This is a genomic window from Psychrobacter piscatorii (assembly GCF_001444505.1).
Lineage (GTDB): Bacteria > Pseudomonadota > Gammaproteobacteria > Pseudomonadales > Moraxellaceae > Psychrobacter > Psychrobacter piscatorii_B.
Map to the genome: position 1 here is coordinate 1 of NZ_LNDJ01000079.1, position 26,494 is coordinate 26,494.

Below are 26,494 nucleotides of genomic sequence, written 5' to 3' on the forward strand. Positions count from 1 at the left end.
CTCTACCAACTGAGCTATTGGAGAATAGGTTGTAAGTAACTAATCGCTTACAACGAGCCTTAGAAGTCTCTAACGAGTTCTTGCTAAGTGGGGCGTATTCTAGCAAAGATAAAAAATACGTCAAGCGTTTTTTTTCATAATTCGTAAAAAATATCATTTTAATGATGAGAGAGAGGGCTTTTACGGATAAATAGCAAAAACAACCATAAAAAAGACGCCGCATAGAAACTACGCGGCGTCTTTTTTGTTAAAGCAATTATAAAACTAACGATGCTGTGTGACTTATTTGGCAACGTCCAAGTCAGCAACGGCTTTTTCGATACGTGACAAGGCATCTTGCAATGTGGCTTCATCAGTCGCGTAAGAGATACGCATATAGCCACCAAGACCGAAAGCATCACCAGGTACGACTGCGACACCGACTTTTTCTAGCAACCACTCTGAAAACTCAGTACATGATGATAGGCCAGCGGCTTTGATGAGTGGCTTGATTTCAGGATACACATAGAATGCACCATCAGGGCGCAAGCAAGTGATCCCTTTAATGGCGTTTAGACCATTAACAACTAGGTCGCAGCGCTTCTCAAATGCCGCTACCATTGGCTCAAGTACGCTCTGATCGCCACTGATGGCTGCTTCTGCAGCGACTTGGCTGATGGAGGTTGGGCATGAAGTAGACTGTGACTGTACTTTTTTCATCGCGCCGATGAGTTTGGCAGGGCCGCCAGCGTAGCCAATACGCCAGCCTGTCATCGCATAAGCTTTAGACACACCGTTTAGGATAATGGCACGGTCTTTTAGCTCAGGCGCGGCATTGAGGATATTGTAGAACTTATCACCCGTCCAGCGGATGTGCTCGTACATGTCGTCTGATGCCACATACACGTGTGGATGCTTTTTCAATACTTCAGCGATGGCTTTTAGCTCGTCCAAGGTATAAATCATACCAGTCGGGTTAGAAGGGCTGTTCAATACCAACAGTTTGGTTTTTTCAGTGATGGCGTCTTCTAGCTGCTCAGCGGTGATTTTGAAGTCTTGTTCAGCGGGGCATTTTACGATGACTGGCACGCCTTCTGCGATGATAACCATATCAGGATAGCTCACCCAGTATGGTGCTGGGATGATGACTTCGTCGCCAGGGTTGATAAATGCTTGGGCAAGGTTAAAGAATGACTGCTTACCACCGACCGATACTAGGATTTCGTTTGGCTCGTAGCTGATGTCATTGTCGCGCTTGAATTTCTCTATGATGGCGGTTTTTAGCTCTGGCGTACCATCAACAGCGGTGTATTTGGTGAAGCCCTCATTAATGGCATCGATTGCTGCTTTTTTGATGTGGTCAGGGGTATCAAAATCAGGCTCGCCTGCGCCCAAACCGATAATATCTTTGCCAGCTGCTTTTAGTTCTTTTGCTTTATTGGTAATCGCTAGCGTAGGAGAGGGTTTGATGCTATTGACGCGGTCAGACAGTTGCAACTCGCTCATGAGAGATCCTTTTTTATATGGGAGTGGGATTGGTAAAAATCGATATTAATTATATAACGCTTTTATCACTATCAGGACAAGATATCAGGCATTTTAGACAATCACCTCATTTTATCGTGAAGATAGCCACAATTCGATCATAAATGAGACGCTCATCCATGTCTGCGCGGCTATTTTAATATTGTAGCATGCTGATATAGCGCTGTCTTATTACCCCGATAACAAAACATTGCGGACCGTCTTGCAGTATGACTCACTGTATAAATATGAAGACCACAGTAAAGATAAGATGCTTTTGTTGTGGCAATTGCGAAGACACAACAATAAACCTATAGCCGACCACTATAACTATTTAGGTTTGTTAAATAAGATGGCGTATAGGTTAATAAAAACAAGCCATATAACAGAGCACAAATACGCTCAGATGCAAGCTTGCATCCGAATTTAAAGACAGATCTATTCAGCTCTTTGTTGAGCGATACGCTTTTCATATTATAAGAACATTTAAAAAGGATATTCACGATGACAGATTCTGCTGAAAAACAACACATTCTTATTACTGGTGCGACCTCTGGTATTGGCAATCAATTGACCAAGGATTATCTACTAGAGGGCTATACCGTGTATGCTGTCGGCCGTGATGACGAGGCGCTGGCTGAGCTAAAATCGCTCGGCGCAGAGACGATTGATTTGGACCTGATGGATCGTGAAAAAGTCATTGCAGCGTTTGAAGAGGTCGATACCATTGATTTGGCGATTTGCGGTGCTGGCATGTGTGAGTATTTAGATATGCCAAACTTCGATAGCGAAGTATTTATGAAAGTGATGTCAGTCAATATGGGTACGTTGTCTCATGCCATCGAAGGCGTGCTACCTAAACTTATTGCGTCTAAAGGTCGCCTAGTCGGTATCGGTTCAGCGTCTGCTTACGTGCCGTTTGCCCGTGCTGAAGCTTATGGTAGCTCAAAAGCTGCTATCCATTATCTGATGAAAACATTACAGATTAGCCTTGCACCACACGATGTGTCGGTCAGCTTGGTCGTACCGGGTTTTGTCGAGACGCCGATGACTGAGCAAAATGATTTTCCTATGCCGTTTATCCAGACACCAAAGCAGGCCAGTCAAGCCATCCGTGATGGCATAGAAAGCGGGCACGAGGTCATCGAGTTTCCCAAAAAACTAACGATGCCACTAAAAGCATTGGGCACACTACCTGATTTGGTCTGGCAGCAAGTGAGTGAGAAACTCAATAAGAAATAACTTACTGATAAGCAGATCATCCACGATAACAACCGCAAAAATATAACAGGGAATGCCTTTATGCCGTTTATTCGTTTCAAGCGTGCAAATAACCAAAAAACTACGGACAGCAATGATGCCAAAAATGCTGACCATCAGGCAGCGCAAAAACGTATCGCCATTATTGGTTCGGGTGTGTCAGGGCTGACTTGTGCGCATTACTTAGGCGCGCAACATGAGGTGACCGTTTTTGAGGCTAATGACTATATCGGCGGGCATGTAAATACCATTGATGTGGCACTACAGGACGGCAAAAAAGCAAAGAGTAGTAACGTAGAGAGCAGCGCCATAGATACCGGTTTTATTGTTTTTAATGAGCGTAGTTATCCCAATTTCTTCCGTTTGCTCCACGATCTGCAAGTGCCATTTCAGGCGACGGATATGAGCTTTTCTGTCAAAAATACCGCACGTCGTTTTGAATACAATGGGCATACGCTCAACACCTTATTATCGCAGCGCAAAAACGTACTTAATCCGAAGTTCTGGCAATTTATCAAAGATGTCTTGCAGTTTAATAAGCACATCAAGCAGCTACGTCAAGAGTATGATAGTGCGCGTGCTGCGGGGCAAGACATTAGCGGACTTACTGAGCAGACACTCGGTGGTTATCTAGCACAAAAAAACTATGGTCAGCTGTTTACTGATAACTATCTGCTGCCAATGGTCTCAGCCATTTGGTCAACCAGTCTGGATGAAGTGCAAGATTTCCCACTCGTGTTTTTTGCACAGTTCTTTGACAATCACGGCTTACTTGATGTGGTTAATCGTCCGCAATGGTTTACGGTCAAGGGTGGCTCAAAAGAGTACGTTAATAAACTGATTCCACGCTTTATCAAAGCAGGTGGCAAAGTGCGAGTCAATAGTCCAGTACAGTCTGTGACACGTGATGGTGAGCAAGTGACTTTGACAGTACAGAATGCTTTGACAGTGCAGGATAAAGGTAACGCTGACAATCGTAGCGAAAACCTTGTATTCGATGAAGTCATTTTTGCCTGCCATGCAGACACCGCACTGAAGATTCTAACAGATGCCAGTACCGATGAGTCCAAGGTGCTGAGCCATTTCCGCTTTACCAAAAACACGGCTGTATTGCATACCGATACGAGCGTCTTACCCAAGAAGCCACTGGCATGGGCAAGCTGGAATTACCTTATTGATGAAAAACCTTCAGACAATGTGACAGACAAGAATCAAGCTGGCGTAAATACACAAACACCTGCAAAACCCGTGCTAACGTATCATATGAATATCTTGCAACGTCTGACCAAGAAGCATAATTATTTGGTCACATTGAATCATGAGATAGATGATCAGCAAATCGTTAAAAGTATTGATTATAGCCATCCAGTGTTCGATCTAAAGATGATTGAGGCGCAAACCAAATGGTCAAGTATCTCTGGCATTGGGTTGCATACGCATTTTTGCGGAGCATATTGGTTTAATGGCTTTCATGAAGATGGCGTACGCAGCGGTCTACGTGTGTGTCAGGCGCTCGGTCATGATATCGATATAAAAGATGAAGTTGATCCAGCGCATTTGCCTGCTGCGGATAGCGCACATACGCCGTTTCGTTATAAAGACTTGCCAGTAAAGGCTGACACAAAGGCACGTACCCTTGATAAGTGTCAGATTATCACTGCGACTACTAATCAGGAGCTGGTTGAGTATGCTGAGCGCTTACAGAGTGCGGCTGATGATAATAACCAAAATAAAAAACGTGGTTTATTTGCTCGCCGTAAAGCCAAATAGCCTTGCGAGCAATATTGCAAATTGTTCTATCATCATGTGCCTTTACCGAAGAGAGTGTCTATGACCGTGTCCACCAAACCTACTAATGATATGTTACGTCTTGAGCTAGCTTGTGATACTACTGCATTAGCGCATCAATTGCTTGAGGGCACGACATGGCATAGCCGGTTGCTACCTAGTGTGAATAAGTTTGTTTATCCGTATCGCTATTGGGGCATCAATATCAGTGCATTGGCGGCAGGACAGGCACTGCCAGAAGTAAACACGGCAGCTTTGAGTGACCATAAGGTTTTAGGCGTATCACACTTGAGCAAGGTATTACCAAAGAAGTTATTGGCAAAGGGATTGCCTTTATTTTCAGCCAAGACAAAGGCGCTACAACAATTTTGCCCTAATGATTATCTAGAGGGTTTCAATAGCCTAAGTAGCAATGAAAGCCTAAATGACAATGAGAACATAAGTGACAATGAGAGCATAAATAGCAACGAAGATATTGATAATGACCTACCGTCTAATCAAGCGCTAAAGCAGCGTCTGAGCCAAGCATTTATCAAACATGCAGGTAGCAGTCCTACAGGAGATATGTTGGGATTACTTGTCTGCCGTAATGCAGGTATGTATTTTAGCCCAGTTAATTTTTACCTAGGGTTTAATGAGCAGCAGACGCCTACGCACTTATTGGCTGAAGTATCCAATACACCTTGGGATAAGCGTCATTACTATGGGTTTTTGCTAGAAGGAGAGGAGACTGAGTTTTGTCATGATAAAGACTTTCATGTGTCACCTTTTAATCCTATCGATCAGCTATACCGCTGGCAGGTGACGATAAAACGTACACAACAACATACGATAGATAATCAATCAAATACGGGCTTGCAAGTTCGTATCGCTATTGATATCAGTGATGAGCGTGGGGAGGTCCTAAAAACGGGTATAAAGATATCAGGGGTGCCGCTGACAGAAACCACCGTTCGCAATAGCTTACGAAAAAACCCACTGATGAACATGACCTCGTTAGCACGTATTTATGGGCAAGCCTTTAAACTCTATGCGATCAAAAAGGTGCCTTATATCAATTATGATGAAAAGCTAGCCGACAGTGATCAGAAAACATCTACCTCTTTAAAAAGCGAAACTTTAAACGATTGATAATCTAGAAATGCAAAAATCAGCAACACATTTTATATAGTCAATTTCAAAATAAAAGAACCTAGACAAGGACAACCATACGATGTCAGTACGACCGACCGACCGAGCACCAGTGACAAAATTAGAGAAATTAACTGCTCGAATGAGTAGAGTGATTAACGAAAGTGCCGTACTACAACCAGTAAGTGACGGCGTGAATCATATTGCTCGTAAACTGATATTTCGTGCATTACAGCACATCCAGTTTGGCAGTCTTACTTTGATTGAGACCTTTGGTGAGCAAACAGCAAAGACAACTAGCTTTGGCAAAGTCGCTCCTCAGGTAGCAAGTAGTTCAGCAGTAGGTCGACATTCTCTAAACGTCACGTTAGAGATTCATGATAGTGCGGTTTATCGTCAACTGCTGCTTGGTGGCTCTATCGCTTTGGCAGACAGTTATATCGATGGCGAATGGGACACGGATGATTTGACGGGCCTGATCCGTTTGGCGGCGCGTAACTTGGAAGTGCTTAATAAAGTAGAAAACCGTTTTGCGGGCGTTAGTAAAGCATTTGAGAAAGCAAAGCATCAGCTACGTGGTAATGACAAATCTGGTTCTAAATCCAATATCCTAGCGCATTATGACTTGGGCAATGATATGTATCAGCGTTTTTTGGATGATACGATGATGTACTCGTCAGCCGTATATCTGACGCCTGATGTGACGCTTAGCGATGCTCAGCAGCACAAGCTGTCGCTAATCTGCCAACGCCTGCAACTCGATGCAGACGATCGTGTGATTGAAATTGGTACAGGGTGGGGCGGATTCGCTATCTATGCAGCTACTCATTATGGCTGCCATGTGACCACCACGACTATCTCTGATGCCCAGTATGATGAAGCGAAGCGACGAGTCGAAGCGGCAGGATTGTCTGATAAGATCACGCTTCTTAAGCAAGACTATCGTGAGCTGACGGGAGAGTACGACAAACTGGTCAGTATCGAGATGATTGAGGCGGTGGGACATGAGTACTTACCAACATTCTTTGCCAAGTGCAATAGCTTGCTCAAACCAACGGGTCTTATGGTATTGCAGGCCATCACTTTTAATGATCAGAATTATCAAGACTATATCGATTCGGTCGATTTTATCCAGACACATATATTCCCAGGGGGCTGTCTGCTATCCAACCAAGAGCTGACGACACAGTTTACTGAGCAGACGGACATGGTCATCAAGCAACTACATGATTATGGCTTTGATTATGCATATACGCTGCGTGATTGGCGAGCTGCATTTATGGCACAGCGTGCAGAGATTCAAGCGCTTGGCTATGACGATGCCTTTATCCGCCTATGGGCGTTTTATTTTTGTTACTGCGAAGGGGGATTCTTGGAGCGTACCATCGGTGTGGTTCAAGTCACTGCGGTGAAGCCTAACAATATTGACACACTGCATTTTTCCGATTTACCAAGTGCGGTCTTAAAAAACGAAACGGTTTCGAACGATGAGACGGTCTTTAATGACGCAGATATGGCAGACACAGCGACAGTATAAGTTAAGTGATATAGATACGGCTTTTTCATAACACTTATATGGTCTCATACTGTATAGACAGTTTGAGACCCTTATGTTGAGAGGTTGTATATTGAAAAGTTTTACATTGAAAGGTTCTATGATGTTTGCAGGGCACGCTTATCAAGTAGACCTGAATAGCGTGTTACCGCTAATGCCATTAAAGAGATAACAGCACCGATCCAAGCTGTATCTTGCAGTGACATATTTTCAACCACGCTACCACCGATGACTGAGCCCAGTGCAATACCGATATTAAATGCAGCAATGTTCAATCCAGAAGCGACATCGACAGCGTTCGGTGTATATTTTTCAGCTTGTTTGACCACGTAGATTTGTAGGCCCGGTACATTACCAAAGGCAAAAGCACCCCATACCAAAATAGTGAGTACAGCAGCGATCTTGGATTGCATAGTAAAGGTGAATAATAAAAGAATGACACTTAAGGCGCTAAATATAATGCTAAGCGCACTAATAGGGCCACGTTTATCTGCAAGTTTGCCGCCCCAGATATTACCGATAGCAACGGACACGCCATATACGAGCATGATAAGACCGATGGCTGATGGCGCAAATTTGGTTTGCTGTTCTAAGATAGGTGCTAGGTAGGTAAATGCCGTAAACGTACCGCCATAGCCGAGAATAGTCATTAGATAGACCAGTAGTAATTGCGGTTTTACAATGACTTGTAATTGCTCTTTGAAGGTTGCAGGGATAGATTTTTTTAGGTTTTTTGGTACTAATATCGCGCTACCAATTAAAGCGATTAAACCCAGTGCTGAGACGACCAAAAACGTAGCGCGCCAACCGAAATGCTGTCCAATCCATGTACCAAGGGGGACACCAGTGACGAGCGCCACAGTGAGTCCGGTAAACATAATGGCAATTGCACTGGCTTCTTTTTCTTTACTGACAAGGCTAGTAGCAATCATGGAACCAATAGAGAAAAACACACCATGTGCCAGACCAGTCAAGATACGGGCAAGTATTAAGGTTTCATAACTGGGTGCTTGCCAAGCCAGCAAGTTGCCGATGACAAACAGACCCATTAGGCTCATCAGTACTATTTTACGATTCCAGAGACCAGTGAGTGCAGTAAGGATAGGGGCACCGATAGCGACACCAACGGCATATAGGCTGACGAGCAACCCTGCTGAAGGCAAGCTCACGCCCAAATCGGTGGCAATAGTTGGTACTAATCCAACAATGACAAATTCGGTTGTCCCAATTGCAAATGCGCTTAGAGTAAGCGCCCATAAAGCGAGTGGCATAACGACATCCTAATAATTAAATGATGCGCGTAGTTTGACCGATTTATAGTTTGCAAAAAACAGCACAAATGACAAAATACCTTTGTTAATTTTGTAAAGGTCATCATGATGATGGGACATGCTAAAACAGAAGATATAGAGATATTTTTGACCGTAGTGGATACGGGCAGTTTTACTGGCGCTGCCAACTTGCTGAATCAGCAAGTCGCTAAAATATCTCGTGCGGTGTCCAGACTCGAAGATACGCTGCAATGCACGCTATTAAATAGAACGACACGGCGCTTAGAGCTGACGGAGGAAGGGCATGTCTTTATTATATATGCGCGTGAGAGTTTAAATACGTTATATACCGGTGAAGAGGCAATTAAGCTGTTAAAACAAGCGCCGAGTGGGCATCTACGAATTGACGCTGCGAGTCCGTTTGTATTGCATCAGCTGACGGCTTTGGTTGGTGAGTTTGTGCAGCAGTATCCGCATATTACGCTTGATTTGACCTCGCATGACAATATCATCGACTTGCTTGAGCACAAGACGGATCTGGCTATCAGAATTGGCGATTTAAAAGACTCAAACTTGCATGCGCGTCTATTGGGTAAAAGTCAGCTGCGGCTAGTAGCCAGTCCTGAATATTTATATCAGCATAATGAAGTAGCTCATATTAATGATTTAAGCACTCATAAATTAATTGGCTTTAACGATGCGTCAAAGCTAAATAGCTGGCCACTAAAAACACCAGTGAAACTGAATTTTCATATGACTGGCAGTAGCGGCGAGACCTTGCGTCAGCTGTGTTTAAATCATCAAGGTATCGCTTTACTGTCACATTTTATGATTGGTGACGATTTGAAATCTGGACGATTGGTTGAGGTGTTGCCTGAGGCGATAGTAACACCAAACAATCGCGAATCCATACAGGCGGTCTATTACAAAAACAGTGCCGTATCATCGCGTATTTTAGCATTTCTAGATTTTATTCAGCCACGACTGACATTATAAGTTTTATCCGTTTTTATTCATTTTATAAGGGGCATTATCATGGGTTATGTTTTTATTTATCTCGCCGCTGTGGTTATCTTTCTAGGAGTGGATGCTGTTTGGCTGACGACCATGAAAGGGGCTTTTTATGAGTCGCGCATCGGTCATCTATTGGCGGATGAGCCAAATATGGTAGCCGCTGGTATCTTTTATATGTTTTATATCTTGGCACTCTGCATATTGATTCTATATCCACAAATCAAAGCAGGTGCAACAGTTGGTCATATTTTCTTACTTGGTGGTTTGATTGGTCTAATGGCCTACGGTACATATGACTTTACTAGCTTGGCACTATACAAGGGCTTTACGTTAGATACCGCACTCGTTGACTTTGTATGGGGCGGTGTTTTGACCGGTTCGGTCAGCGCGATTGTCGCTTGGCTGGCTTATCGTTTTCATTGGTTGAGCTAACCAAGATCGCCCTTATTCATAAAAGCTGGCCTTATATAGCTTTGATTTACATAACCTAGACCGATTAGAGACATAGGGCTGTTTGCGCTATTTGGTGTCCTACTGTATAAATGGTAGGCACAACAAATAAGTGTCAAACCATTTAAGGAACGTTATGTCGCAATACAATACCAGCTCGACTGCCAAAAAAGCCCCACTGAAACATGAACTATATATGTCGATATTGATGACGCCTGATATGGCAAATTTTATCGGTAATGTCCATGGCGGTGATTTGCTAAAGATGCTCGATCAGGTCGCTTACGCTTGTGCCAGTCGTTATAGTGGTAGCTATGTCGTGACATTGTCCGTGGACCAAGTTATGTTTCGTGAGCCTATTTATGTGGGCGAATTAGTAACCTTTGCAGCCAGTGTCAATCATGTGGGAAATACCTCAATGGAGATTGGCATTCGTGTTGAGGCAGAAGATGTGCGTGCTCGTACCGTGCGCCATACCAATAGCTGCTATTTTACAATGGTTGCTATCGATGATAATGGCAAGCCAACTCCTGTCCCTCCGCTTGTCATCAAAAATAAATTACAGCAATGCCGAGCCGATGCTGCAAAAGAGCGAAAAAAACTGCGTATGGAAAGCGCACATCGTCCCAGCTGTGACCTCGAAACAATGAATAGCAAGTTTGATGAAGTTGAAGATATTGCTAAATAAGCTAGCAATTTTAATTATCAACTTTTAGCTGACTAATAACCAACACCTTATACAACGACTCACTAAAAAGACACTGATATTGTAAAGCGCTTACTTTAAGCTGATAGGTATTTCAAGCCATTCGTCCATGGTGAATATATTCACTATCAACATGTTATTCCAGTGAGTTTAGTATGAGTCTAAAGCCATCCGTTGGTAATCCCCAACATCATTCGTCAGCTTCTTCTAAAGTGCCGAGTCATCGTGCGCGTGGAGTTGGCAACCTGACAACCTTCAATGATCCTGAATTAAAGCATACCCTTAACCAAAGTCCTGAAACCAACGATGAGCACTCAGGCTCGCTCATTACGGTGTTGATTGCCGTTGGTGCCAATCTCATTATCGCCATTGCAAAAACAGTGGCCGCTTTTATAACAGGATCTGCTTCCATGATTGCTGAAGCAGCTCATTCATGGGCGGATGCGGGCAATGGTACGTTGCTGATTGTCGCAGAAAAAAAATCTGTTAAACCTGCTGATAAGAGCCATCCATTAGGCTATGGCAAAGAATCCTATGTCTGGTCAATGATTGCTGCTTTTGGTGTATTTACGGCAGGCTCGATTGTGTCTATTTATACGGGTATTAAAGAGTGGAATGCTACTGAATCTGAGACCAACTATACGATTGCTTTTATCGTTTTAGCGGTAGCGTTTGTACTTGAAGGATTTTCATTGATTCAAGCATATAGACAAAGTAAAAAGCATGGTGAGGCGCTCGATATTAGCGCGCTTGGCTATGTGGTAGATACCTCTAATCCTACCTTGCGCGGTGTGTTTTTTGAGGATTTAGCTGCCGTTATTGGCTTGGTGGTTGCCGCCGCCGCTATGGGCATGCATGCCTATACTGGAGAGGCTTATTGGGATGCGCTTGGTTCTATCATTGTAGGCTTGTTACTGGGGGTGGTCGCGATATTTTTGATTAGCCGTAACCGTGATTTTTTGGTGGGGTATAGAGTCACTGACCGTATGCACGAATACGTCTTGAGCGAATTACTCAATCATCCAGATATCGATAGTGTGTCCTATCTACACTTAGAGTGGGTTGGTCCTAAAAAGATCTTTATGGTCGCCGCAGTGGATATCGCAGGCAATCAGAAAGAAGAACATGTCGCTCAAAAGTTTGAGGAGATTGAAAACTTGTTCCGAGATAACCCTGTATTCCAAGAGGCAATTTTGACACTATCGGCACCAAATGCTGATATTCTGAAATTAGAAGATATTTGAGCTATACAGCAAGTCAATAAAAGAGAATACAGTAGACGGATTCATTGACAGCAGGTAGATTGTTAAATATTCGATACGTCATTCATTGTGTAAGACACAAAAAAGCCGTCAGTAATGACGGCTTTTTTTATTCGTAATTATGAGTCTAAAATACCCATTAATTCACGGATACTTATTTCTTTGGCGCATTCGCACCGATGAACCAAGCATCTTTATCGATGATGCGACTAGCTTCAGTGAATAGGTCAGCGGTATCTTCATCACCGGCGTCGCCAGCAGTAGCAATGGCTTCTCTTAATGCCTCTGCTACTTTTTTGTAGCGGTTAGTTAGCTCGCGTACGTGTTGATCTACTTCAGTAATATCAGTTGGGTAATCATCTAAGATAGACTCTTTTACCACACGACTTGCCAGACCGTTTGGTTGACCACCCAAAATCACAATGCGCTCAGCGATAGTATCTGATACTTCAAGGATACGATCTGATGTTTCGTCTAACAACTGATGCACACCGATGAAACCAGTACCTTGTAGGTTCCAATGACACTGTTTGCCATCTAGGGTTAGATCAATAACGTTTGCTAAGTTAGCATTTAACAAATCAATCATTTTTTTTGCGGTATCGTCTGAAATTCCACTTGCGTAACGTTCTCTCATATCTTACTCCGTTATTTATTTAAAATTATTATATTGAATGAAAATCTCAATGTATTGTTATTAGTGTTTTACTCTTACCTGATGACAATCAGTCCAAAATAAATATCAGAAATATCTCTATCAATCGGCTGATAAGTCACCTACTTGTTAATTCATGATCGATAATAGCAGCTTAAATCGATGTTGGAACCCCTAAGTGTTAGGCTTTGTTAGGTGGTCGTGTAATGGGTTTGTTAACCGTGAAAATCTTTGTAAATTTATCAAAATCTGTGTGCGTTTTTTATAACAACGGCAGGTTTATTTATCGATAAATAGTATCTTTACAGACTTATATTTTGTGTAGTGCGATATGGCAATATGTATAAGATAAGACTCGTCATTATCCGTTAAAAAGCCTTTAAAAACCGCTGCTCAGACTCCATATTGTTATAAACTTTAATAAGAAGAAAATTACTATGAGAATGCCTGAACCGCGCTCATCGCGTCAGTTAAACCAATTGGCCACTCAGCTCCAAGGCGAAGCTGAAATCAGTGGTGTCAATGCGTCTGGGACGAAAATATCCAGCCGTGCCTTTGAGATGGTCACCGATTTTGAGCCAGCAGGCGATCAGCCGCAAGCCATCGAAAAGCTGGTCAAAGGTATTGACTCTGGTATGGATGAACAGCTATTGCTAGGTGTGACGGGCTCTGGTAAAACTTATACCATGGCTAAGGTTATCTCAGAGTGTCAGCGTCCAACCATCATCATGGCGCATAATAAGACCCTTGCCGCGCAGCTATATGGCGAGTTTAAGTCGTTTTTCCCGAACAATGCGGTTGAGTATTTTGTCAGTTACTATGACTACTATCAGCCAGAGGCCTATGTCGCTGCTAGCGATACCTTTATCGAAAAGGACAGCGCCATCAATGATCACATTGATCAGATGCGTCTGTCTGCCACTCGTGCACTACTTGAGCGTCGTGATGCGATTATCGTTGCATCGGTATCGTGTATTTATGGCTTGGGTGATCCAGAAAGTTATTTAAAAATGCTATTGCATGTGGTGGTTGGTGATCAGATAGATCGTACCGCAACTATTAAGCGTTTGGTCGAGATGCAATACACCCGTAACGAGTTAGATTTTGGCCGTGGTACTTATCGTTTGCGTGGTGAGCTGCTAGATATCTATCCTGCTGAGTCTGAGCAGCTGGCGGTACGTGTGCATTTGTTTGACAATGAAGTGGAGAAAATCACGTGGTTTGATCCTTTGACGGGCAAGACCGTACGCAGCGTGCCACGTATTACCATTTATCCAAAATCACATTATGTAACGCCGCGCAATAAGTTAGAAGCGGCCAGTGAAACCATACGCGCTGAGCTGGAGCCGCGGTTGGAGTACTTTCGTGAAAACAATAAGCTGATTGAAGCACAGCGTCTCAAAGAGCGTACCCAGTATGATCTTGAGATGATTCAGCAGCTCGGCTACTGTAACGGTATCGAAAACTACTCGCAGCATCTCTCTGGTCGTCCATCAGGAGAAGCGCCGCCGACGTTGTTTGATTACATTCCAGAAGATGCTCTGCTGTTCCTCGATGAGTCACACGTGACCGTCTCTCAGATCGGCGCGATGTATAAAGGGGATAGATCACGCAAAGAAAACTTGGTCAACTATGGCTTTCGTCTGCCAAGTGCGATGAATAATCGCCCAATGAAGTTTGAAGAGTGGGAGCGCATCAAGCCTAAGACGATTTACGTCAGTGCCACGCCAGCGCTGTATGAGCTTGAACACAGTGAGCAGGTGGTAGAGCAGGTTGTACGTCCAACGGGTTTGATTGACCCTGATATTGAGATACGCCCTGTCTTAACGCAGGTCGATGATGTGCTATCTGAGATTACCAAACGCCGTGAAAAAGACGAGCGTGTATTGATTACCACATTGACTAAGCGTATGTCAGAAGATTTGACCAGCTATCTAAAAGAATATGGTGTTAAGGTTGCCTATTTGCATTCAGATATCGACACGGTAGAACGCATGGAGATCATTCATGAGCTACGTACTGGCGTGCATGACGTGCTAGTCGGTATCAACTTGCTGCGTGAAGGCTTGGATATGCCTGAGGTCTCATTAGTGGCGATATTCGACGCAGATAAAGAAGGGTTTTTGCGCTCTGAGCGTTCACTTATTCAGACCATTGGTCGTGCAGCACGTCATTTGAACGGCAAGGCCATTCTCTATGCAGATCGCATTACTCCAAGTATGCAAAAGGCGATAGATGAGACAGAACGTCGCCGCGACAAACAGATTGCTTTTAACCTTGAGCATAATATTACGCCAAAAGGCGCGCGCCGTAGCATCACTGATAAGATTGATACAGGCGAAAGCCTAGATGCCAATGACAATCAGGCCATCCCAGTCAAGAGCAATTTGCCTGATGTCGATATCAATATCTTGCGTAGTCCTGATTTATTGGCCAAAGAAATCAAACGTCTTGAGAAGCAAATGCAGCAAATGTCGCGTGATTTGAAGTTTGAGGAAGCGGCAAAAACGCGTGATAAGGTGCTAGAATTAAAAGCGCATTTGATTTAACAGATAAGGTTTGGTATTTAGAAGTTAATAATAATGGAGCAGGTCGAGAATTCGTTGACCTGCTTTTTTTGTGATCTATACGCTAAACTCTCTATTGTTATGACTAGAACACTCTACAATAGTGCTATAGCATTATTAATGTTTGATAATAAAAACTACAGGAGTCTACGCCTTGGATACCAAAAAAATATTTGTATTAGGCAATGGTTTTGATTTGGCTCATTATTTACCAACTGCTTATGTACATTTCATGGATGCCATGAGAATGGTAGAGGGTAGTGAGGAAAACGCGGAGCTGGGATTTGATAATTTATTTCACAAATACATCTCAGGTGATTGTTCAGAGATAGATAAGGAGTTCTTTCAGAAGACTAAAAAGCTATACAAGACAGATGATTTACAGTTATCACCTGATAAAGTTAAAGAGTTAAGAGGAAATTTAAAGAGCAATGGGTGGTTTCAACACTTTAAACATCATTTGACTGATGTAGATACTTGGATTGATTTTGAGAATGAAATTCAAAAATTATTAATATCAGTATGTGATTTGTTTGATTTTGAGTTTAATGAAAACACGGTTGGTTATTGGGATATAAATGAATCTAAATACTCAAGTTCACTCGATGCTGACCATTGTTTGAAAATGAGTGCAAGAAAGGTATTGTTTGAGAATGAAAGACAGATCAATGAGAATTTTCTTAGAAATCTCCGATTGAAAGAAGGGTATTTTAGTAATACCTTAAGATATTTTGATATATTACAAAATTTATATGTGATTGCTACACAAGAGTGTGACGACCTAGGTAGGCATCGAGAAGTAAAATATGAAAGAGTAAGCAAACAAGAATATAGTTCTTTACAAGAAAGTGTTTCAAGCTATCCAAAAAGATTGGTTAAAGATAGGTATGAAAGAGTTGTAGATACTAAACTATTAAGGAAGTATTCAGGACAATATTTAGGACTTGATGAGCCAAAAATTCTTAAAATACTTTTAAATCATTTAAATGAATTCAATGATATTTTCAAACTATATATTGAGCAAATAGTAAATAGGCTTGAGCCAAAAAGTAAGTTTGCAAGGTTTGGTGACTTAAATGAGAATTTAGAGGCAGTATTTACTTTTAACTACTCCAGTTCTTTTGAACGCCTATACCCTGATATAGAGTTATTAAGCATTAACAATGTTCAGTATGTTCATGGCAATACTGATAGTCGTAAAATTGTATTAGGTATAAGCGATTTAGAAGATGAACGCCTTAGAGGTTATAAGGTATATGGGTTTGTGAAAACCCATCAAAAATTGCTCAATAGTACTGATTATCAATTTCTTGACCATGAAGACCTGAATATCAATAGCATTAAGGGAGAATCCCTATCTGAAACATCTTATGAGGTTATTGTTTGGGGACATTCTCTAGCTGACTCTGACGCAGAGTATATTAGAGCAATCTTCGCACTAAATAAGAATGAACGTAGCCCGAACTGTAGGCTTAGGGTTATGTGTTATGAAGGAGATGCACATGAACCATTAGCTAATTTGATTCATATCGTAACAAAAGGAGTTATAGAGCAATGGATGAAGAAAGGCTGGCTTGTATTTGAGACAGCGCCTGATATCTACAAAGAGAACGGATATTGACAGCACGTTCTTACCAACATCAAACGCAGTTTTACATATCGCACCTTAAAAAATTTCTCTCTATCTTATAGAATAGCCGTATAAAGCATGATCTGCTCAGCACATAGATAAAAGCTGTGTTGTAGAAGTAGGCATGCTCATGTATTTTATAATTATAAAGTTAGGGAAGTACTTATGTTTGATATCAAGTCGTTTTTTAAGCGGGAAGTAGAAAAAAAGCTTATCAACGTGGACGATTATATTTTTATGCCTGAGCGGGTAGAGATGGAGCTTGAAGGTGGTCAACTAAACTGTGTGTTAAATAGTGATGGGCGTGTAGATATTTTTTATAGCAAGGAAGGGGTAACTGAGGTTGGTTCAGCGTCACGCAAGCATCCTTTTACCGCATTTGAAAAAGAGCTGTATCATGGTATTTATGATGATGTTATTACCGAATTAGTAAAAGAGGTGGATAAAATTATTGATGGCTCTTCTAAGTATTTCCGACGCAGCCAGACATTGCCTTTTACAGCTGCTCTATCCCAAAACCCAGCTGATTCAAACAAATTTTAGGCAAATGCGATAACGTAAGTAAATAGTAGAAAGCGTCAAAAAAAGGGGTGTGCTATTGGTAGCGCACCCCTTTTTTTGTGACGTTTTTTATTTATTAATATTGTGCTCTATTTGACAAAACTAGCATAGCAGCTTTGAAGCGATTTGGCGACAACTCTAGTGACCAGTTGAGCGCGATACTGAGAATCGATAGCGGCATTACCCAATTCAACGATGGTCACTTGCTGCGGGGCTTGCTCACTCACGCAACCACAAACGTTACTTTTAACAGACTCTTGCTGCGCTTCCGTCATGGCGACGCTTGCAACACGCCAAGCGGTTTGTTTTTCAATTTGGCTACGGCATTGGTTGTCGATCGCCGCTCTAAAGACATTCATGCCAATCTCATTTGCGGTACCAATTGCTGTGCCTGTGCCGTTATTTGTAGCACCTGTCGTGGTGCAGCCTGCTAGCGCGACAGTAGCCAGCATAACGGTCGATGCCAAAAGTTTTTTCATAAGTGAATCCTTGAAAGTATTTGATAATCTCTAAAGTGGTATATTATCAGTAAAACATGGTAATGGCATCATTAACCCGTCGCCTGAGACAGTCTGCAATGCGCTTACTCACAAAAAAGCCAGCTAAAAAATCTCATAGCTGGCTTTGTAGATATGGCGTTGCCTAATGTTTATTAGACATTCTTACCGTGTTGTTTTTGCTGAATGTCTTTTGCAAGCTTATAGCATTCGTTGATGTGATCAGTGGCGATTTTCTTAAAAATCGTATAACCCATGGTCGCAGCAACCAATTGACCGCCTAATGGGATAAATTTGGTGACTTGTTTGGCTGCGATACGACCACCAAAGCCTTGAATGGTTTTCTTAACGATACCACGCGTTGCCATCAACCCTGCAAAATCTACAGTGCGATCTTTGACAGCACTCCAATGAACTTCACGTGACTGAAGATCGATTGCTGACTGACGGTCTTCAATCAAACCAAAGCGTTCGCTGATCTCAGGAAGCAATTGCGTCAGCATACCAGCATCAACCGCCACATCAAAGAACGGTACAGGAACGATGGCAACACCAGCAGAAACTCTGGCACGTTTTTCGACCATGTCAAGGCACTCTTTTTTGACTTTATCAAGATCTAAGCTAGGATCGATCGTATTTGGTAATTTTTCAGCAGCTGGTGTGGTTTTCATAAAGTATCCTTATAAATAGTTAAAATATTGATGATGTAACCGTCAATAATTAGCAAGTCTCTCAGTTGTTTACTATTCTATGAATTTATAGGCGCCATACAATCATTGCTTTGTAGCAAAATGCAGAAAAGTACGGTCACTATGCATCCTTTTTGTAAATGAAGAGCCACATGCGATACGTGTTCACTGAATAAATCCTTTTTCCAAATTACCATTTAAGCCAACATCTTTGGTAAATAAATGCAATATTAGCTAGTGTACAGAGACGCTATAAATTGTCGTTGTGACCCTGCCTTAAAGGCAGTAAAATACGCTCATGCTAAATTTAACCCCCCGTAATACCAGCACTCGCATTGACGAGTTGCCCGCCGCGTTGCAACCACTTGCAGCCCAATCATTGACGCTTGCTCGCTTATATGCAGGCCGAGGTATCACTGCGCCTGATGAGCTGGAGACTGGTTTGTCTGGCCTGTTGCCTGCTGACATGCTGCACGGTATCACTGAAGCCGTGCATCTATTGGACATCGCTATCGATGACGGTCAGCGTATCCTGATCGTTGGTGACTTTGACTGTGATGGCGCAACCAGTACCGCACTGATGATGCGCGCACTCACAAAGATGGGGGCAGTCGTCGATTTTTTGGTACCCGATCGTTTTAAATATGGTTATGGGCTAACGCCAGAGATTGTCGAATTGGGCATTGCAACCTATCAGCCAGACATGATCGTGACGGTCGATAACGGTATCTCCAGTCATGAAGGTGTGGCGCGCGCCCAAGCGGATGGTATTACGGTAATTATCACGGACCACCATCTCACGACCAAAGAGACGCCACCCGCTGAAGCCGTCGTCAATCCCAATCAGCTTGATTGCACTTTCACCAGTAAAGCACTGGTCGGGGTAGGGGTCGCGTTTTATGTGCTCGGACGATTGGCAAAGCTGCGCCGCGACGCTGGCAAGTCTACGGTACAGGTTAGTCAGTATTTAGATTTGGTAGCGCTTGGTACGATCGCAGATGTCGGCGTACTCGATAAAAACAATCGTATCTTAGTACATCACGGGCTATCTGCTATTCGTCAAGGTCGCTGTTGTATGGGTATTTTAGCGTTACTTGAGCAAGCAGGCCGTGACCCCAAGCAATTACACGCACAGGATTTTGGCTTTGTGTTAGGGCCACGTATCAATGCGGCTGGACGTATGGATAATATGCGTATCGGGATTGAGTGCCTATTGACCGAAGACTGGAGCACCGCCCAGCGTTTGGCGCAAGAGCTTGAGCAACTAAACCGTACACGCCGTCATGTAGAAGGCGAGATGCGTGCGCAGGCAGATAGTATCGTACAGACATTGGCTACTGAAACTGATATTGAGGTCGATGAAAATACAAGCGACAGTGGCGATGACCTCATTACTCAAGAAGTTAATACTCAATTCGCCACTACTCATAAGACAAGCCATACAGACACTCGTAGTATCGTTCTGTATCAGGATGATTGGCATCAAGGCGTGATTGGTATTGTCGCTGGACGTTTAAAAGAAAGTCATTACCTACCTAGCATTGTTTTTGCGCCAGCAGATACAGAGCAGACTGGTGAAGACGATGCGATTAAGGGATCAGCACGGTCAATTGCTGGCGTGCATATTCGTGATGCGATTGAGCAAGTCGCTGAGCGTCAGCCTGATCTCATCAGTCATTTTGGTGGTCACGCGATGGCAGCAGGTCTGACCCTAAAGCGTCGCAATTTTGAGCCATTTGTCGCCGCGTTTAACGAAGTTATGGCACAAATGGATGATGACGTGTTTGCAGAGCAGAAATTCACTGATGGACCTTTGCAAGCGGGAGATTTTAGCTTGTGGTTTGCTGAACATTTAGCAGATGCTAGCATTTGGGGTCATGGATTTGCACCGCCGATATTTGACGGTGTGTTTGAGGTATTGAGTTTTAAGATATTAAAAGACAAGCATCTTAAACTATCGCTGCGTTATCCAGACGTCCAATATCCAATCGAGGCAATCTGTTTTAACTTTGACAATGACGCTTGGGATTACCGTGCCAAAAAAGTGCATTTACTATTTCAGCTAGATATCAATGAATGGAATGGCAAACAAAGCTTACAGCTGATGGTAAAAGACTTGGCTGTGGTAGAGCAGGGTTAAGGCTTAAATGCTATCAGTACAGTCAAGTTTGAGTGTACTGATACTATTTGCTACTTTTTGACTTAACATCAGTACTTCCACTCAAGAGTGGGGAACTGCCAATCATAACGAATAGCCAGCATACGCAAGGTAAAAATCGTACTCATCGCAGAGATATCAGCAACCCAATCGGTAACGCCCAAATTGCGTAGGGCAAAATAGAGAACGCCGCCGGTCAAGGCTGCGGTGATATAAATCTCTTGCTGCAATACCAGTGGAATCTCATTACAAATCATATCGCGAATGATGCCACCAACGATGATGGTAATCACCCCCAACAACAGTGCCACTGGTACATTGGTACCCATGCTATCAGCGACTTTGATACCGATGAGCGTAAAGGCGGATAGACCGATGGTATCGGAGAGCTTAAGAAACTTATCAACGCGTCTTGAATTTGGATGAAAAAATATCTGCATCACAAGCGAAGAGAGCGTAATGAGCGTCAGATAGCTCATATCTACCATCCAAAACAGCGGATGACGATCCAAAATCACATCGCGTACGGTGCCGCCACCGATGGCTGTGACGATAGAGACCAGCAAGCAACCAAAGACATCAAAGTTCTTATGCTTGGCTAGTATCGTCCCTGAAACGCTACAGGCGATAATCCCAATCATATCAAAAAAATAGATCAAAGAGCGCGGATCAAAGGTCGTGATTAGGACAGCAGGATCCAATACGATAGCCAACATAAGCCATTCTCACTATTTTTGATGATTGTCAGCTTTTATGTACAAAAAGCATTGCATTTTTGATCAGCTATTTAAGCAACCAAACGGATAGAGGGCAAATGCCAGTCGAATCTAAGCGCTAGCATACGCACGGCAAAAATGACAAAGAGCATAATAAACTCATTGATACCAGCGCTGACACCGACATACTGTAGGCATAAATACGTTACAGATCCTGCGATACTGGCCGTGATATAAATCTCACGCTGTAATACGAGCGGTATCTCATTACAGATAATATCACGGAGCATCCCACCAATAATGGCTGTCCAGACGCCCATCATGATAGCAATAAGAGGTGACATGCCTTGGGTCAATGCGACCTTAAAGCCAATCACGCTAAATGCCGCGAGACCAATGGCATCGAAAAGCTTAAGCGCATTGTCGATCTTGTGATATAGATGAAAGAATATTTGTAATATAAGGGATGTCACGGTAATGACGATCACATAGTTGAGATCCGTCATCCAAAATAGTGGGTGACGATCTAGTGCCATGTCACGTAGCGTACCGCCGCCGATGGCATTGACCATCGAAACCAAGATGCAGCCAGCAATATCAAAGCCTTTGTGCTGAGCGAGCAATGTCCCTGCAATTGCGCAGGCGATGATACCCACCATGTCCAATAAATATAATAGAATATCAGGAAAAATTAAATCATTAACCATACTTATATTGCCAATTCTTGATCATAAAAAATGATGGGTATTCTCGTTTTAAATGGGTGTTTTGTAGATGAGCCAAACAAAATCAGCCCATTGTTAAATTGTCGTCTAGCCGTCTTTTGCAAACAGTATCAAGCCGATGATAATCAGTACAATACCGACCAGACCTAAGGCTGAGGGCAGTGGATTTCCCAGCAGGATCATACCACCAATCAAAGCAAAAATGATTTCACTGGCTTGGGTCGAGTCAACGCCCGCGACCTCACTTGAGGTCACCGCGTGCTCACGCGCATATAAAAACAGACTGGTCGCGGCCACCCCTGATAACAAGGCGACCAGTAGCGTGTTAAATACCTGCGCGCTGCCAGGTAACTTAGGGCGCACCATGATGCCTAAAACGAGCCAAAATGGCAAACTCCCTACGGTCATCAACCACACTTTGTTAAAGGCGTTTTGTAGTAAGTCCGTCTCAATAACAGGAATACGTCCGATGAGCGCTTGTAGCGTAGAGGTATTTGCCGTAGCGTGGCTGGCATTATGCGTATCAACAGTATCATGCGCGCTGGCCAATAGCGCTGTTTCGGCACGCATCGGCTGCGAGTGGTGCTCACTATCTTGATGCCTATCTTGGTGTCTAGCTTTATGCTGTTTCGCATTGTAAGAGGCCTGCCAAACCAACTGATTGCCAATAGGGTAGCTAAACGCCGCGATCAGTGCTGGCAGCGCGCCATACAGTAGCATTTGCGTCAGCGGTATGGCATTGGCATCACTAGGCGCGTGCAAACCTTCACTGACGTTGACCAGTACCACGCCTACGAAGACAATCAGGGCATAAAAAATGAATTTTTTGTCAAAGCGTTGTCCGAATGCCAGTAAGACAAGCAAACTGGTCACGACGGTAAACATAAAGGTCGCCGCCACAACCCAACCACTGGCGTGATCACCTGCATAACAAATGCCAGTATAAAACACGCCGAAGCCAATACTACCAGTAATGCACCAGAAGCCTATATGTTGACGAAAAATCGCCCAAAGCTCTTTGATGCGTCCCATACCGTGTTGAACAGCAATCATTGCCGTCAGTAGTAGTAGCATAAATACGTAGCGCAAGCTCGCTGACCAAAACCAATGCCCACCAGCAGCGCTCATCAGCTCATTTAATACAAAGGTTGAGCTAAAAAACGCACCTGACAGTAGTCCTAGCAAGATCAGCCGAATCATGTTTCCTCCTTGAAAGTACGTGCCTGTATATGGATTTGTATTTATATTTATTGTTCTAAATGGATGTTCTATCAGTGACTAGCGTATGGTTTGTCTTTTTATTTGCCTTTGGCATCTGCCCAAATAATTTTGTGTAGTTGCAGCTGAAAACGAACAGGTAGGGCATCTGCCAATATCCATTCAGCAAGCTCTCTTGCCAAGACAGGCACGTCAGGGCTAAGCGCTTCATCAATATCGTCTGCCACATTGAACATTGGCGAAAACCAAACGGTGCCGACCAGTTTATTTAGCTGATGCTGGTTCAACGTTTCTTTTGCCCAGTCGTAATCTGTGCGATTCATGATGACAAACTTGATTTGGTCGTGCTCGGTGAGATGATCGAGATTTGACCATAAGTTTTTGTCCACTTCGCCTGAGCTTGGTGTTTTGAGATCCATCACTTTGCTGACGGCTGGTGGTACATTTTGCACCGAGAGCGCGCCCGCTGTCTCAAGGGATATCTCATAGCCATCGCTGAGCAAGCGTTTCATCAACTCAATCGCATTTGGCTGTGCTAATGGCTCACCGCCAGTCAGGCAAATGCGCTTACATGGATAGTTTTTGATCGTGTCTATGATGGTTTCTAATGACTGACGCTCGCCGCCCGTAAAGGCATATTCGGTATCACAGTAGACGCAGCGCAGCGGACAGCCCGTTAGACGTACAAATATCGTCGGCAAGCCAGAAGTCAGGGCCTCACCTTGTAGGGAATAGAAAATCTCAGTCAAACGTAACCCCGCTTCAGGGTCAGTGACGGGGATAGCGGCGGTGCGCAATAGTGATTCACTCATAATATGTCAAATACAGTTAAAGGTTGATAAGGCGATCAAGCGGTTATCAATCGTAATAAAGAAGAAGGCAGGCTGTGGTATTTGTCGTTTTATGTTTGGATAAAACAAAACCAAAAAACGGATTATAACGCAACGCTCTGCATTAGGGTGCAAAAAAGACGCTGAAGTTTTCTTCAGCGTCTTTAGTAACTATGATTTATCGACGTCCGTACCGTTCGGGTACGAGGCTATAAATATTAAAAATACTAGTCTAAACGTAATAGCTCATTCACAGCGGTTTTAGCACGCGTTTGTGCGTCTACCTTTTTCACGATGATAGCAGCGTACAAGCTGTGTGTGCCGTCTTCTGATGGTAAGCTACCTGGTACGACAACAGAGCCTGCTGGTACACGGCCGCGATGGATCTCGCCAGTCTCACGGTCATAGATGCGTGTAGATTGACCGATATAGACACCCATAGAGATGACAGCGCCTTCTTCGACGATCACGCCTTCAACGATTTCAGAGCGCGCACCGATAAAGCAGTTGTCTTCGATGATGGTTGGGTTGGCTTGTAATGGCTCTAAAACACCGCCAATGCCAACACCGCCTGATAGATGCACGTTTTTGCCGATTTGAGCACATGAGCCAACGGTCGCCCACGTATCAACCATCGCGCCTTGATCGACATACGCACCGATGTTGACATAAGAAGGCATCAATACCGCACCCGCTGCGATATATGAACCTTTGCGAGCAACGGCTGGTGGTACCACACGGACGCCTGCTTCTTTGAACTGTGCTTCAGTCCAATCTGCAAATTTCGTTGGCACTTTGTCATAAAACTGTACATGCTCGCCCGCTGCTTGAACGTAGTTGTCGTTCAAACGGAACGATAGCAGTACCGCTTTTTTGGCCCACTGATTGACGACCCATTCGCCATCTTTCTTTTCGGCAACGCGTAGGCTGCCATTATCTAGCTGCTCGAGTACTTGCTCAATCGCGTCGCGCACGTCTTGTGGCATGTTGCTTGGGCTGTATTCGTTGCGGTTTTCAAAAGCTTGTTCGATGGTTTGTTGTAATGACATAAAGATTCCTAAAATAAGTAAAAGGGAGAGGTGACTCGTATTTATAGTGACATAACTTGGGCGGACCGGCTTAAAATACAATACTTGTAAAATATGGACGATTGTACAAGATAACTGGGCCAAAAAACTTGCTTGCCATATTGTCGCTAATTTGACCACTTTTAGCAAACAAGTTCAGTATTTCATTATGGCAGTGCTCGAGAAGAAGCGCTCACAAGACTGCTCAAGATGAATTGTTTATCGTGCTTTAAGCGTCTGGTGCAATGTTTTTTATCCACGCTAAAATGTCTTGATGAACCGTTTGATTGTCTGTCTCGTGCAATACTTCATGGCGCATATTGGGATACAGTTGAATGTCAACATGGTTAAATTTTTGTTTATGTAGGCGTTTGACCACGCGGCGAATACCGCGTCCCATGTTACCAATAGGATCATCTTCACCGCTAATAAATAGCATTGGGAAGTTTTTGGCAATGGTGGTGGCCCAGCCTTTATTTAGTCCAGTATCCATCAAAGTAAATAATGTCATAAAGCCATTATTGGTAAAGTCAAAACCAGTCTTTGGATCAGCTTCATAGGCTTCAATATTTGCAGTATTTTCACTCAACCAAGCAAACTTCGATGATGCGGTGCGATCCTTTAGTTGACTGTTCAATACCTTATTCATGGTATTGGCAAGTACTGAGTTCGGCTGTCTAGGTGCTACTTTTGCCAATACTTTATTGATAGGTAGCAAAACTTTGGTCAATGGATTGACGTCTGCTGAACCCATCAATATCGCTCCAGTGAAATTATGCGCATGATGCTTAAGTACGTTACGTACAATAAACGAGCCCATGGAGTGGCCCATCACAAAATGCGGTACATCGGGGTGACGTGCTTTTAGGCTATCTGCCATGACAATCACATCTTTTAGCAGCGACTGTACTGGATGCTCTTCACCAAAAAACCCTAAATCCGCTTCGGTTTTGATGGTTTGACCATGACCAAGATGATCATAGGTTGCGACAGCGATGCCATTGTCCGCCAAGAACTGTGCAAAATCTGCATAGCGACCACTGTGCTCTGCCATCCCATGCACAATCAATAGCGTCGCGCTGATGGCAACATTTTTGTCACTTGGCTCAAAAAAGTTGTGGTGTAAGTAGTGAGTGTTGTCGGAGGAGAGAATGTTATCATTACTGGTATCGAGAGTGTTACTCATATAAGCTTCCTTGACAGGTTTTAATGGTCTATAGTCAATCCACTATAAAAGCGTT

The 26,494-nt window shown here is 43.4% G+C and carries 23 protein-coding genes; 12 read left to right on the plus strand and 11 right to left on the minus strand.

The window, feature by feature from the left end; all coding sequences use genetic code 11:
* Window positions 1–282: 282 nt before the first annotated feature.
* A complete protein-coding gene (locus tag AS194_RS08560; RefSeq protein WP_058025096.1) occupies window positions 283–1,485 on the minus strand; it encodes a pyridoxal phosphate-dependent aminotransferase in 1,203 nt (400 codons plus the stop codon).
* Window positions 1,486–2,007: 522 nt separating this feature from the next.
* Here AS194_RS08560 and AS194_RS08565 point away from each other — a divergent pair.
* From AS194_RS08565 to AS194_RS08580, 4 genes are all read left to right on the plus strand, one after another.
* The gene (locus AS194_RS08565) at window positions 2,008–2,745 is read left to right on the plus strand and encodes an SDR family NAD(P)-dependent oxidoreductase (protein ID WP_058025097.1); all 738 of its coding nucleotides are present in this window, start codon (window positions 2,008–2,010) and stop codon (window positions 2,743–2,745) included.
* 60 nt (window positions 2,746–2,805) lie between these two features.
* Window positions 2,806–4,533: an NAD(P)/FAD-dependent oxidoreductase gene (locus AS194_RS08570; RefSeq protein WP_058025098.1), complete on the plus strand. Its 1,728-nt coding sequence runs from the start codon at window positions 2,806–2,808 to the stop codon at window positions 4,531–4,533.
* 60 nt (window positions 4,534–4,593) lie between these two features.
* Complete coding sequence (locus AS194_RS08575) at window positions 4,594–5,682, plus strand: DUF1365 domain-containing protein (RefSeq protein ID WP_058025099.1); 1,089 nt, start codon at window positions 4,594–4,596, stop codon at window positions 5,680–5,682.
* Window positions 5,683–5,764: 82 nt separating this feature from the next.
* Window positions 5,765–7,219 carry an SAM-dependent methyltransferase gene (locus tag AS194_RS08580; protein ID WP_083499644.1) on the plus strand — a complete coding sequence of 485 codons (1,455 nt, stop codon included), beginning with the start codon at window positions 5,765–5,767 and terminating at the stop codon, window positions 7,217–7,219.
* Between the two features lie 116 nt (window positions 7,220–7,335).
* Here the strand turns inward: AS194_RS08580 and AS194_RS08585 are convergent, their stop codons facing one another.
* Complete coding sequence (locus AS194_RS08585; RefSeq protein ID WP_058025100.1) at window positions 7,336–8,508, minus strand: MFS transporter; 1,173 nt, start codon at window positions 8,506–8,508, stop codon at window positions 7,336–7,338.
* 105 nt (window positions 8,509–8,613) lie between these two features.
* On the opposite strand from AS194_RS08585, the gene AS194_RS08590 reads away from it, so the two are divergent.
* The 4 genes from AS194_RS08590 (at window position 8,614) to AS194_RS08605 (ending at window position 11,922) form a co-directional block, all read left to right on the plus strand.
* Window positions 8,614–9,504: a LysR family transcriptional regulator gene (locus AS194_RS08590; RefSeq protein WP_264753447.1), complete on the plus strand. Its 891-nt coding sequence runs from the start codon at window positions 8,614–8,616 to the stop codon at window positions 9,502–9,504.
* 39 nt (window positions 9,505–9,543) lie between these two features.
* Complete coding sequence (locus AS194_RS08595) at window positions 9,544–9,954, plus strand: DUF2177 family protein (RefSeq protein WP_058025102.1); 411 nt, start codon at window positions 9,544–9,546, stop codon at window positions 9,952–9,954.
* 154 nt (window positions 9,955–10,108) lie between these two features.
* The gene (locus tag AS194_RS08600; RefSeq protein WP_058025103.1) at window positions 10,109–10,660 is read left to right on the plus strand and encodes an acyl-CoA thioesterase; all 552 of its coding nucleotides are present in this window, start codon (window positions 10,109–10,111) and stop codon (window positions 10,658–10,660) included.
* A gap of 173 nt (window positions 10,661–10,833) precedes the next feature.
* On the plus strand, window positions 10,834–11,922 hold the full coding sequence (locus AS194_RS08605) for a cation diffusion facilitator family transporter (protein ID WP_083499645.1): 1,089 nt from the start codon (window positions 10,834–10,836) through the stop codon (window positions 11,920–11,922).
* A gap of 172 nt (window positions 11,923–12,094) precedes the next feature.
* Here AS194_RS08605 and dps read toward each other — a convergent pair whose 3' ends face one another.
* Window positions 12,095–12,577, minus strand: a complete 483-nt coding sequence (gene dps, locus AS194_RS08610) for a DNA starvation/stationary phase protection protein Dps (RefSeq protein ID WP_058025104.1) — start codon at window positions 12,575–12,577, stop codon at window positions 12,095–12,097.
* 455 nt (window positions 12,578–13,032) lie between these two features.
* Here dps and uvrB point away from each other — a divergent pair, with 455 nt between their 5' ends.
* The 3 genes from uvrB to AS194_RS08625 all read left to right on the plus strand — a co-directional run bounded on the left by uvrB (window position 13,033) and on the right by AS194_RS08625 (window position 17,335).
* Entirely contained in the window at window positions 13,033–15,144 is a 2,112-nt protein-coding gene (gene uvrB / locus AS194_RS08615; protein ID WP_058025105.1) for an excinuclease ABC subunit UvrB, read from the plus strand.
* A 172-nt stretch (window positions 15,145–15,316) separates the two neighbouring features.
* Window positions 15,317–16,783 carry an AbiH family protein gene (locus AS194_RS08620; RefSeq protein ID WP_058025106.1) on the plus strand — a complete coding sequence of 489 codons (1,467 nt, stop codon included), beginning with the start codon at window positions 15,317–15,319 and terminating at the stop codon, window positions 16,781–16,783.
* A gap of 174 nt (window positions 16,784–16,957) precedes the next feature.
* A complete protein-coding gene (locus AS194_RS08625; RefSeq protein ID WP_058025107.1) occupies window positions 16,958–17,335 on the plus strand; it encodes a hypothetical protein in 378 nt (125 codons plus the stop codon).
* 107 nt (window positions 17,336–17,442) lie between these two features.
* On the opposite strand, the gene AS194_RS08630 is transcribed toward AS194_RS08625, so the two are convergent.
* Window positions 17,443–17,832: a hypothetical protein gene (locus AS194_RS08630; protein WP_058025108.1), complete on the minus strand. Its 390-nt coding sequence runs from the start codon at window positions 17,830–17,832 to the stop codon at window positions 17,443–17,445.
* Between the two features lie 173 nt (window positions 17,833–18,005).
* Window positions 18,006–18,521 carry a hypothetical protein gene (locus AS194_RS08635; RefSeq protein ID WP_058025109.1) on the minus strand — a complete coding sequence of 172 codons (516 nt, stop codon included), beginning with the start codon at window positions 18,519–18,521 and terminating at the stop codon, window positions 18,006–18,008.
* Between the two features lie 316 nt (window positions 18,522–18,837).
* Here AS194_RS08635 and recJ point away from each other — a divergent pair, with 316 nt between their 5' ends.
* On the plus strand, window positions 18,838–20,679 hold the full coding sequence (gene recJ / locus AS194_RS08640) for a single-stranded-DNA-specific exonuclease RecJ (RefSeq protein WP_058025110.1): 1,842 nt from the start codon (window positions 18,838–18,840) through the stop codon (window positions 20,677–20,679).
* A gap of 68 nt (window positions 20,680–20,747) precedes the next feature.
* Here the strand turns inward: recJ and AS194_RS08645 are convergent, their stop codons facing one another.
* From AS194_RS08645 to AS194_RS08670, 6 genes are all read right to left on the minus strand, one after another.
* Window positions 20,748–21,413, minus strand: coding sequence for a trimeric intracellular cation channel family protein (locus AS194_RS08645; RefSeq protein WP_058025111.1), 666 nt, complete (start codon window positions 21,411–21,413; stop codon window positions 20,748–20,750).
* Window positions 21,414–21,484: 71 nt separating this feature from the next.
* The gene (locus AS194_RS08650) at window positions 21,485–22,120 is read right to left on the minus strand and encodes a trimeric intracellular cation channel family protein (protein ID WP_058025112.1); all 636 of its coding nucleotides are present in this window, start codon (window positions 22,118–22,120) and stop codon (window positions 21,485–21,487) included.
* 105 nt (window positions 22,121–22,225) lie between these two features.
* A complete protein-coding gene (locus AS194_RS08655; RefSeq protein WP_058025113.1) occupies window positions 22,226–23,338 on the minus strand; it encodes a multidrug resistance efflux transporter family protein in 1,113 nt (370 codons plus the stop codon).
* A gap of 98 nt (window positions 23,339–23,436) precedes the next feature.
* A complete protein-coding gene (queE, locus tag AS194_RS08660; protein ID WP_058025114.1) occupies window positions 23,437–24,168 on the minus strand; it encodes a 7-carboxy-7-deazaguanine synthase QueE in 732 nt (243 codons plus the stop codon).
* A 245-nt stretch (window positions 24,169–24,413) separates the two neighbouring features.
* The gene (gene dapD / locus AS194_RS08665) at window positions 24,414–25,235 is read right to left on the minus strand and encodes a 2,3,4,5-tetrahydropyridine-2,6-dicarboxylate N-succinyltransferase (protein WP_058025115.1); all 822 of its coding nucleotides are present in this window, start codon (window positions 25,233–25,235) and stop codon (window positions 24,414–24,416) included.
* Window positions 25,236–25,482: 247 nt separating this feature from the next.
* Window positions 25,483–26,439 carry an alpha/beta fold hydrolase gene (locus AS194_RS08670; protein ID WP_058025116.1) on the minus strand — a complete coding sequence of 319 codons (957 nt, stop codon included), beginning with the start codon at window positions 26,437–26,439 and terminating at the stop codon, window positions 25,483–25,485.
* Window positions 26,440–26,494: the final 55 nt, after the last annotated feature.

Bases quoted from the DNA above. Each gene is read 5' to 3' on its own strand.
- AS194_RS08560 (WP_058025096.1), bottom strand. From the start codon at position 1,485: ATGAGCGAGTTGCAACTGTCTGACCGCGTCAATAGCATCAAACCCTCT.
- AS194_RS08565 (WP_058025097.1), top strand. From the start codon at position 2,008: ATGACAGATTCTGCTGAAAAACAACACATTCTTATTACTGGTGCGACC.
- AS194_RS08570 (WP_058025098.1), top strand. From the start codon at position 2,806: ATGCCGTTTATTCGTTTCAAGCGTGCAAATAACCAAAAAACTACGGAC.
- AS194_RS08575 (WP_058025099.1), top strand. From the start codon at position 4,594: ATGACCGTGTCCACCAAACCTACTAATGATATGTTACGTCTTGAGCTA.
- AS194_RS08580 (WP_083499644.1), top strand. From the start codon at position 5,765: ATGTCAGTACGACCGACCGACCGAGCACCAGTGACAAAATTAGAGAAA.
- AS194_RS08585 (WP_058025100.1), bottom strand. From the start codon at position 8,508: ATGCCACTCGCTTTATGGGCGCTTACTCTAAGCGCATTTGCAATTGGG.
- AS194_RS08590 (WP_264753447.1), top strand. From the start codon at position 8,614: ATGATGATGGGACATGCTAAAACAGAAGATATAGAGATATTTTTGACC.
- AS194_RS08595 (WP_058025102.1), top strand. From the start codon at position 9,544: ATGGGTTATGTTTTTATTTATCTCGCCGCTGTGGTTATCTTTCTAGGA.
- AS194_RS08600 (WP_058025103.1), top strand. From the start codon at position 10,109: ATGTCGCAATACAATACCAGCTCGACTGCCAAAAAAGCCCCACTGAAA.
- AS194_RS08605 (WP_083499645.1), top strand. From the start codon at position 10,834: ATGAGTCTAAAGCCATCCGTTGGTAATCCCCAACATCATTCGTCAGCT.
- dps (WP_058025104.1), bottom strand. From the start codon at position 12,577: ATGAGAGAACGTTACGCAAGTGGAATTTCAGACGATACCGCAAAAAAA.
- uvrB (WP_058025105.1), top strand. From the start codon at position 13,033: ATGAGAATGCCTGAACCGCGCTCATCGCGTCAGTTAAACCAATTGGCC.
- AS194_RS08625 (WP_058025107.1), top strand. From the start codon at position 16,958: ATGTTTGATATCAAGTCGTTTTTTAAGCGGGAAGTAGAAAAAAAGCTT.
- AS194_RS08630 (WP_058025108.1), bottom strand. From the start codon at position 17,832: ATGAAAAAACTTTTGGCATCGACCGTTATGCTGGCTACTGTCGCGCTA.
- AS194_RS08635 (WP_058025109.1), bottom strand. From the start codon at position 18,521: ATGAAAACCACACCAGCTGCTGAAAAATTACCAAATACGATCGATCCT.
- recJ (WP_058025110.1), top strand. From the start codon at position 18,838: ATGCTAAATTTAACCCCCCGTAATACCAGCACTCGCATTGACGAGTTG.
- AS194_RS08645 (WP_058025111.1), bottom strand. From the start codon at position 21,413: ATGTTGGCTATCGTATTGGATCCTGCTGTCCTAATCACGACCTTTGAT.
- AS194_RS08650 (WP_058025112.1), bottom strand. From the start codon at position 22,120: ATGGTTAATGATTTAATTTTTCCTGATATTCTATTATATTTATTGGAC.
- AS194_RS08655 (WP_058025113.1), bottom strand. From the start codon at position 23,338: ATGATTCGGCTGATCTTGCTAGGACTACTGTCAGGTGCGTTTTTTAGC.
- queE (WP_058025114.1), bottom strand. From the start codon at position 24,168: ATGAGTGAATCACTATTGCGCACCGCCGCTATCCCCGTCACTGACCCT.
- dapD (WP_058025115.1), bottom strand. From the start codon at position 25,235: ATGTCATTACAACAAACCATCGAACAAGCTTTTGAAAACCGCAACGAA.
- AS194_RS08670 (WP_058025116.1), bottom strand. From the start codon at position 26,439: ATGAGTAACACTCTCGATACCAGTAATGATAACATTCTCTCCTCCGAC.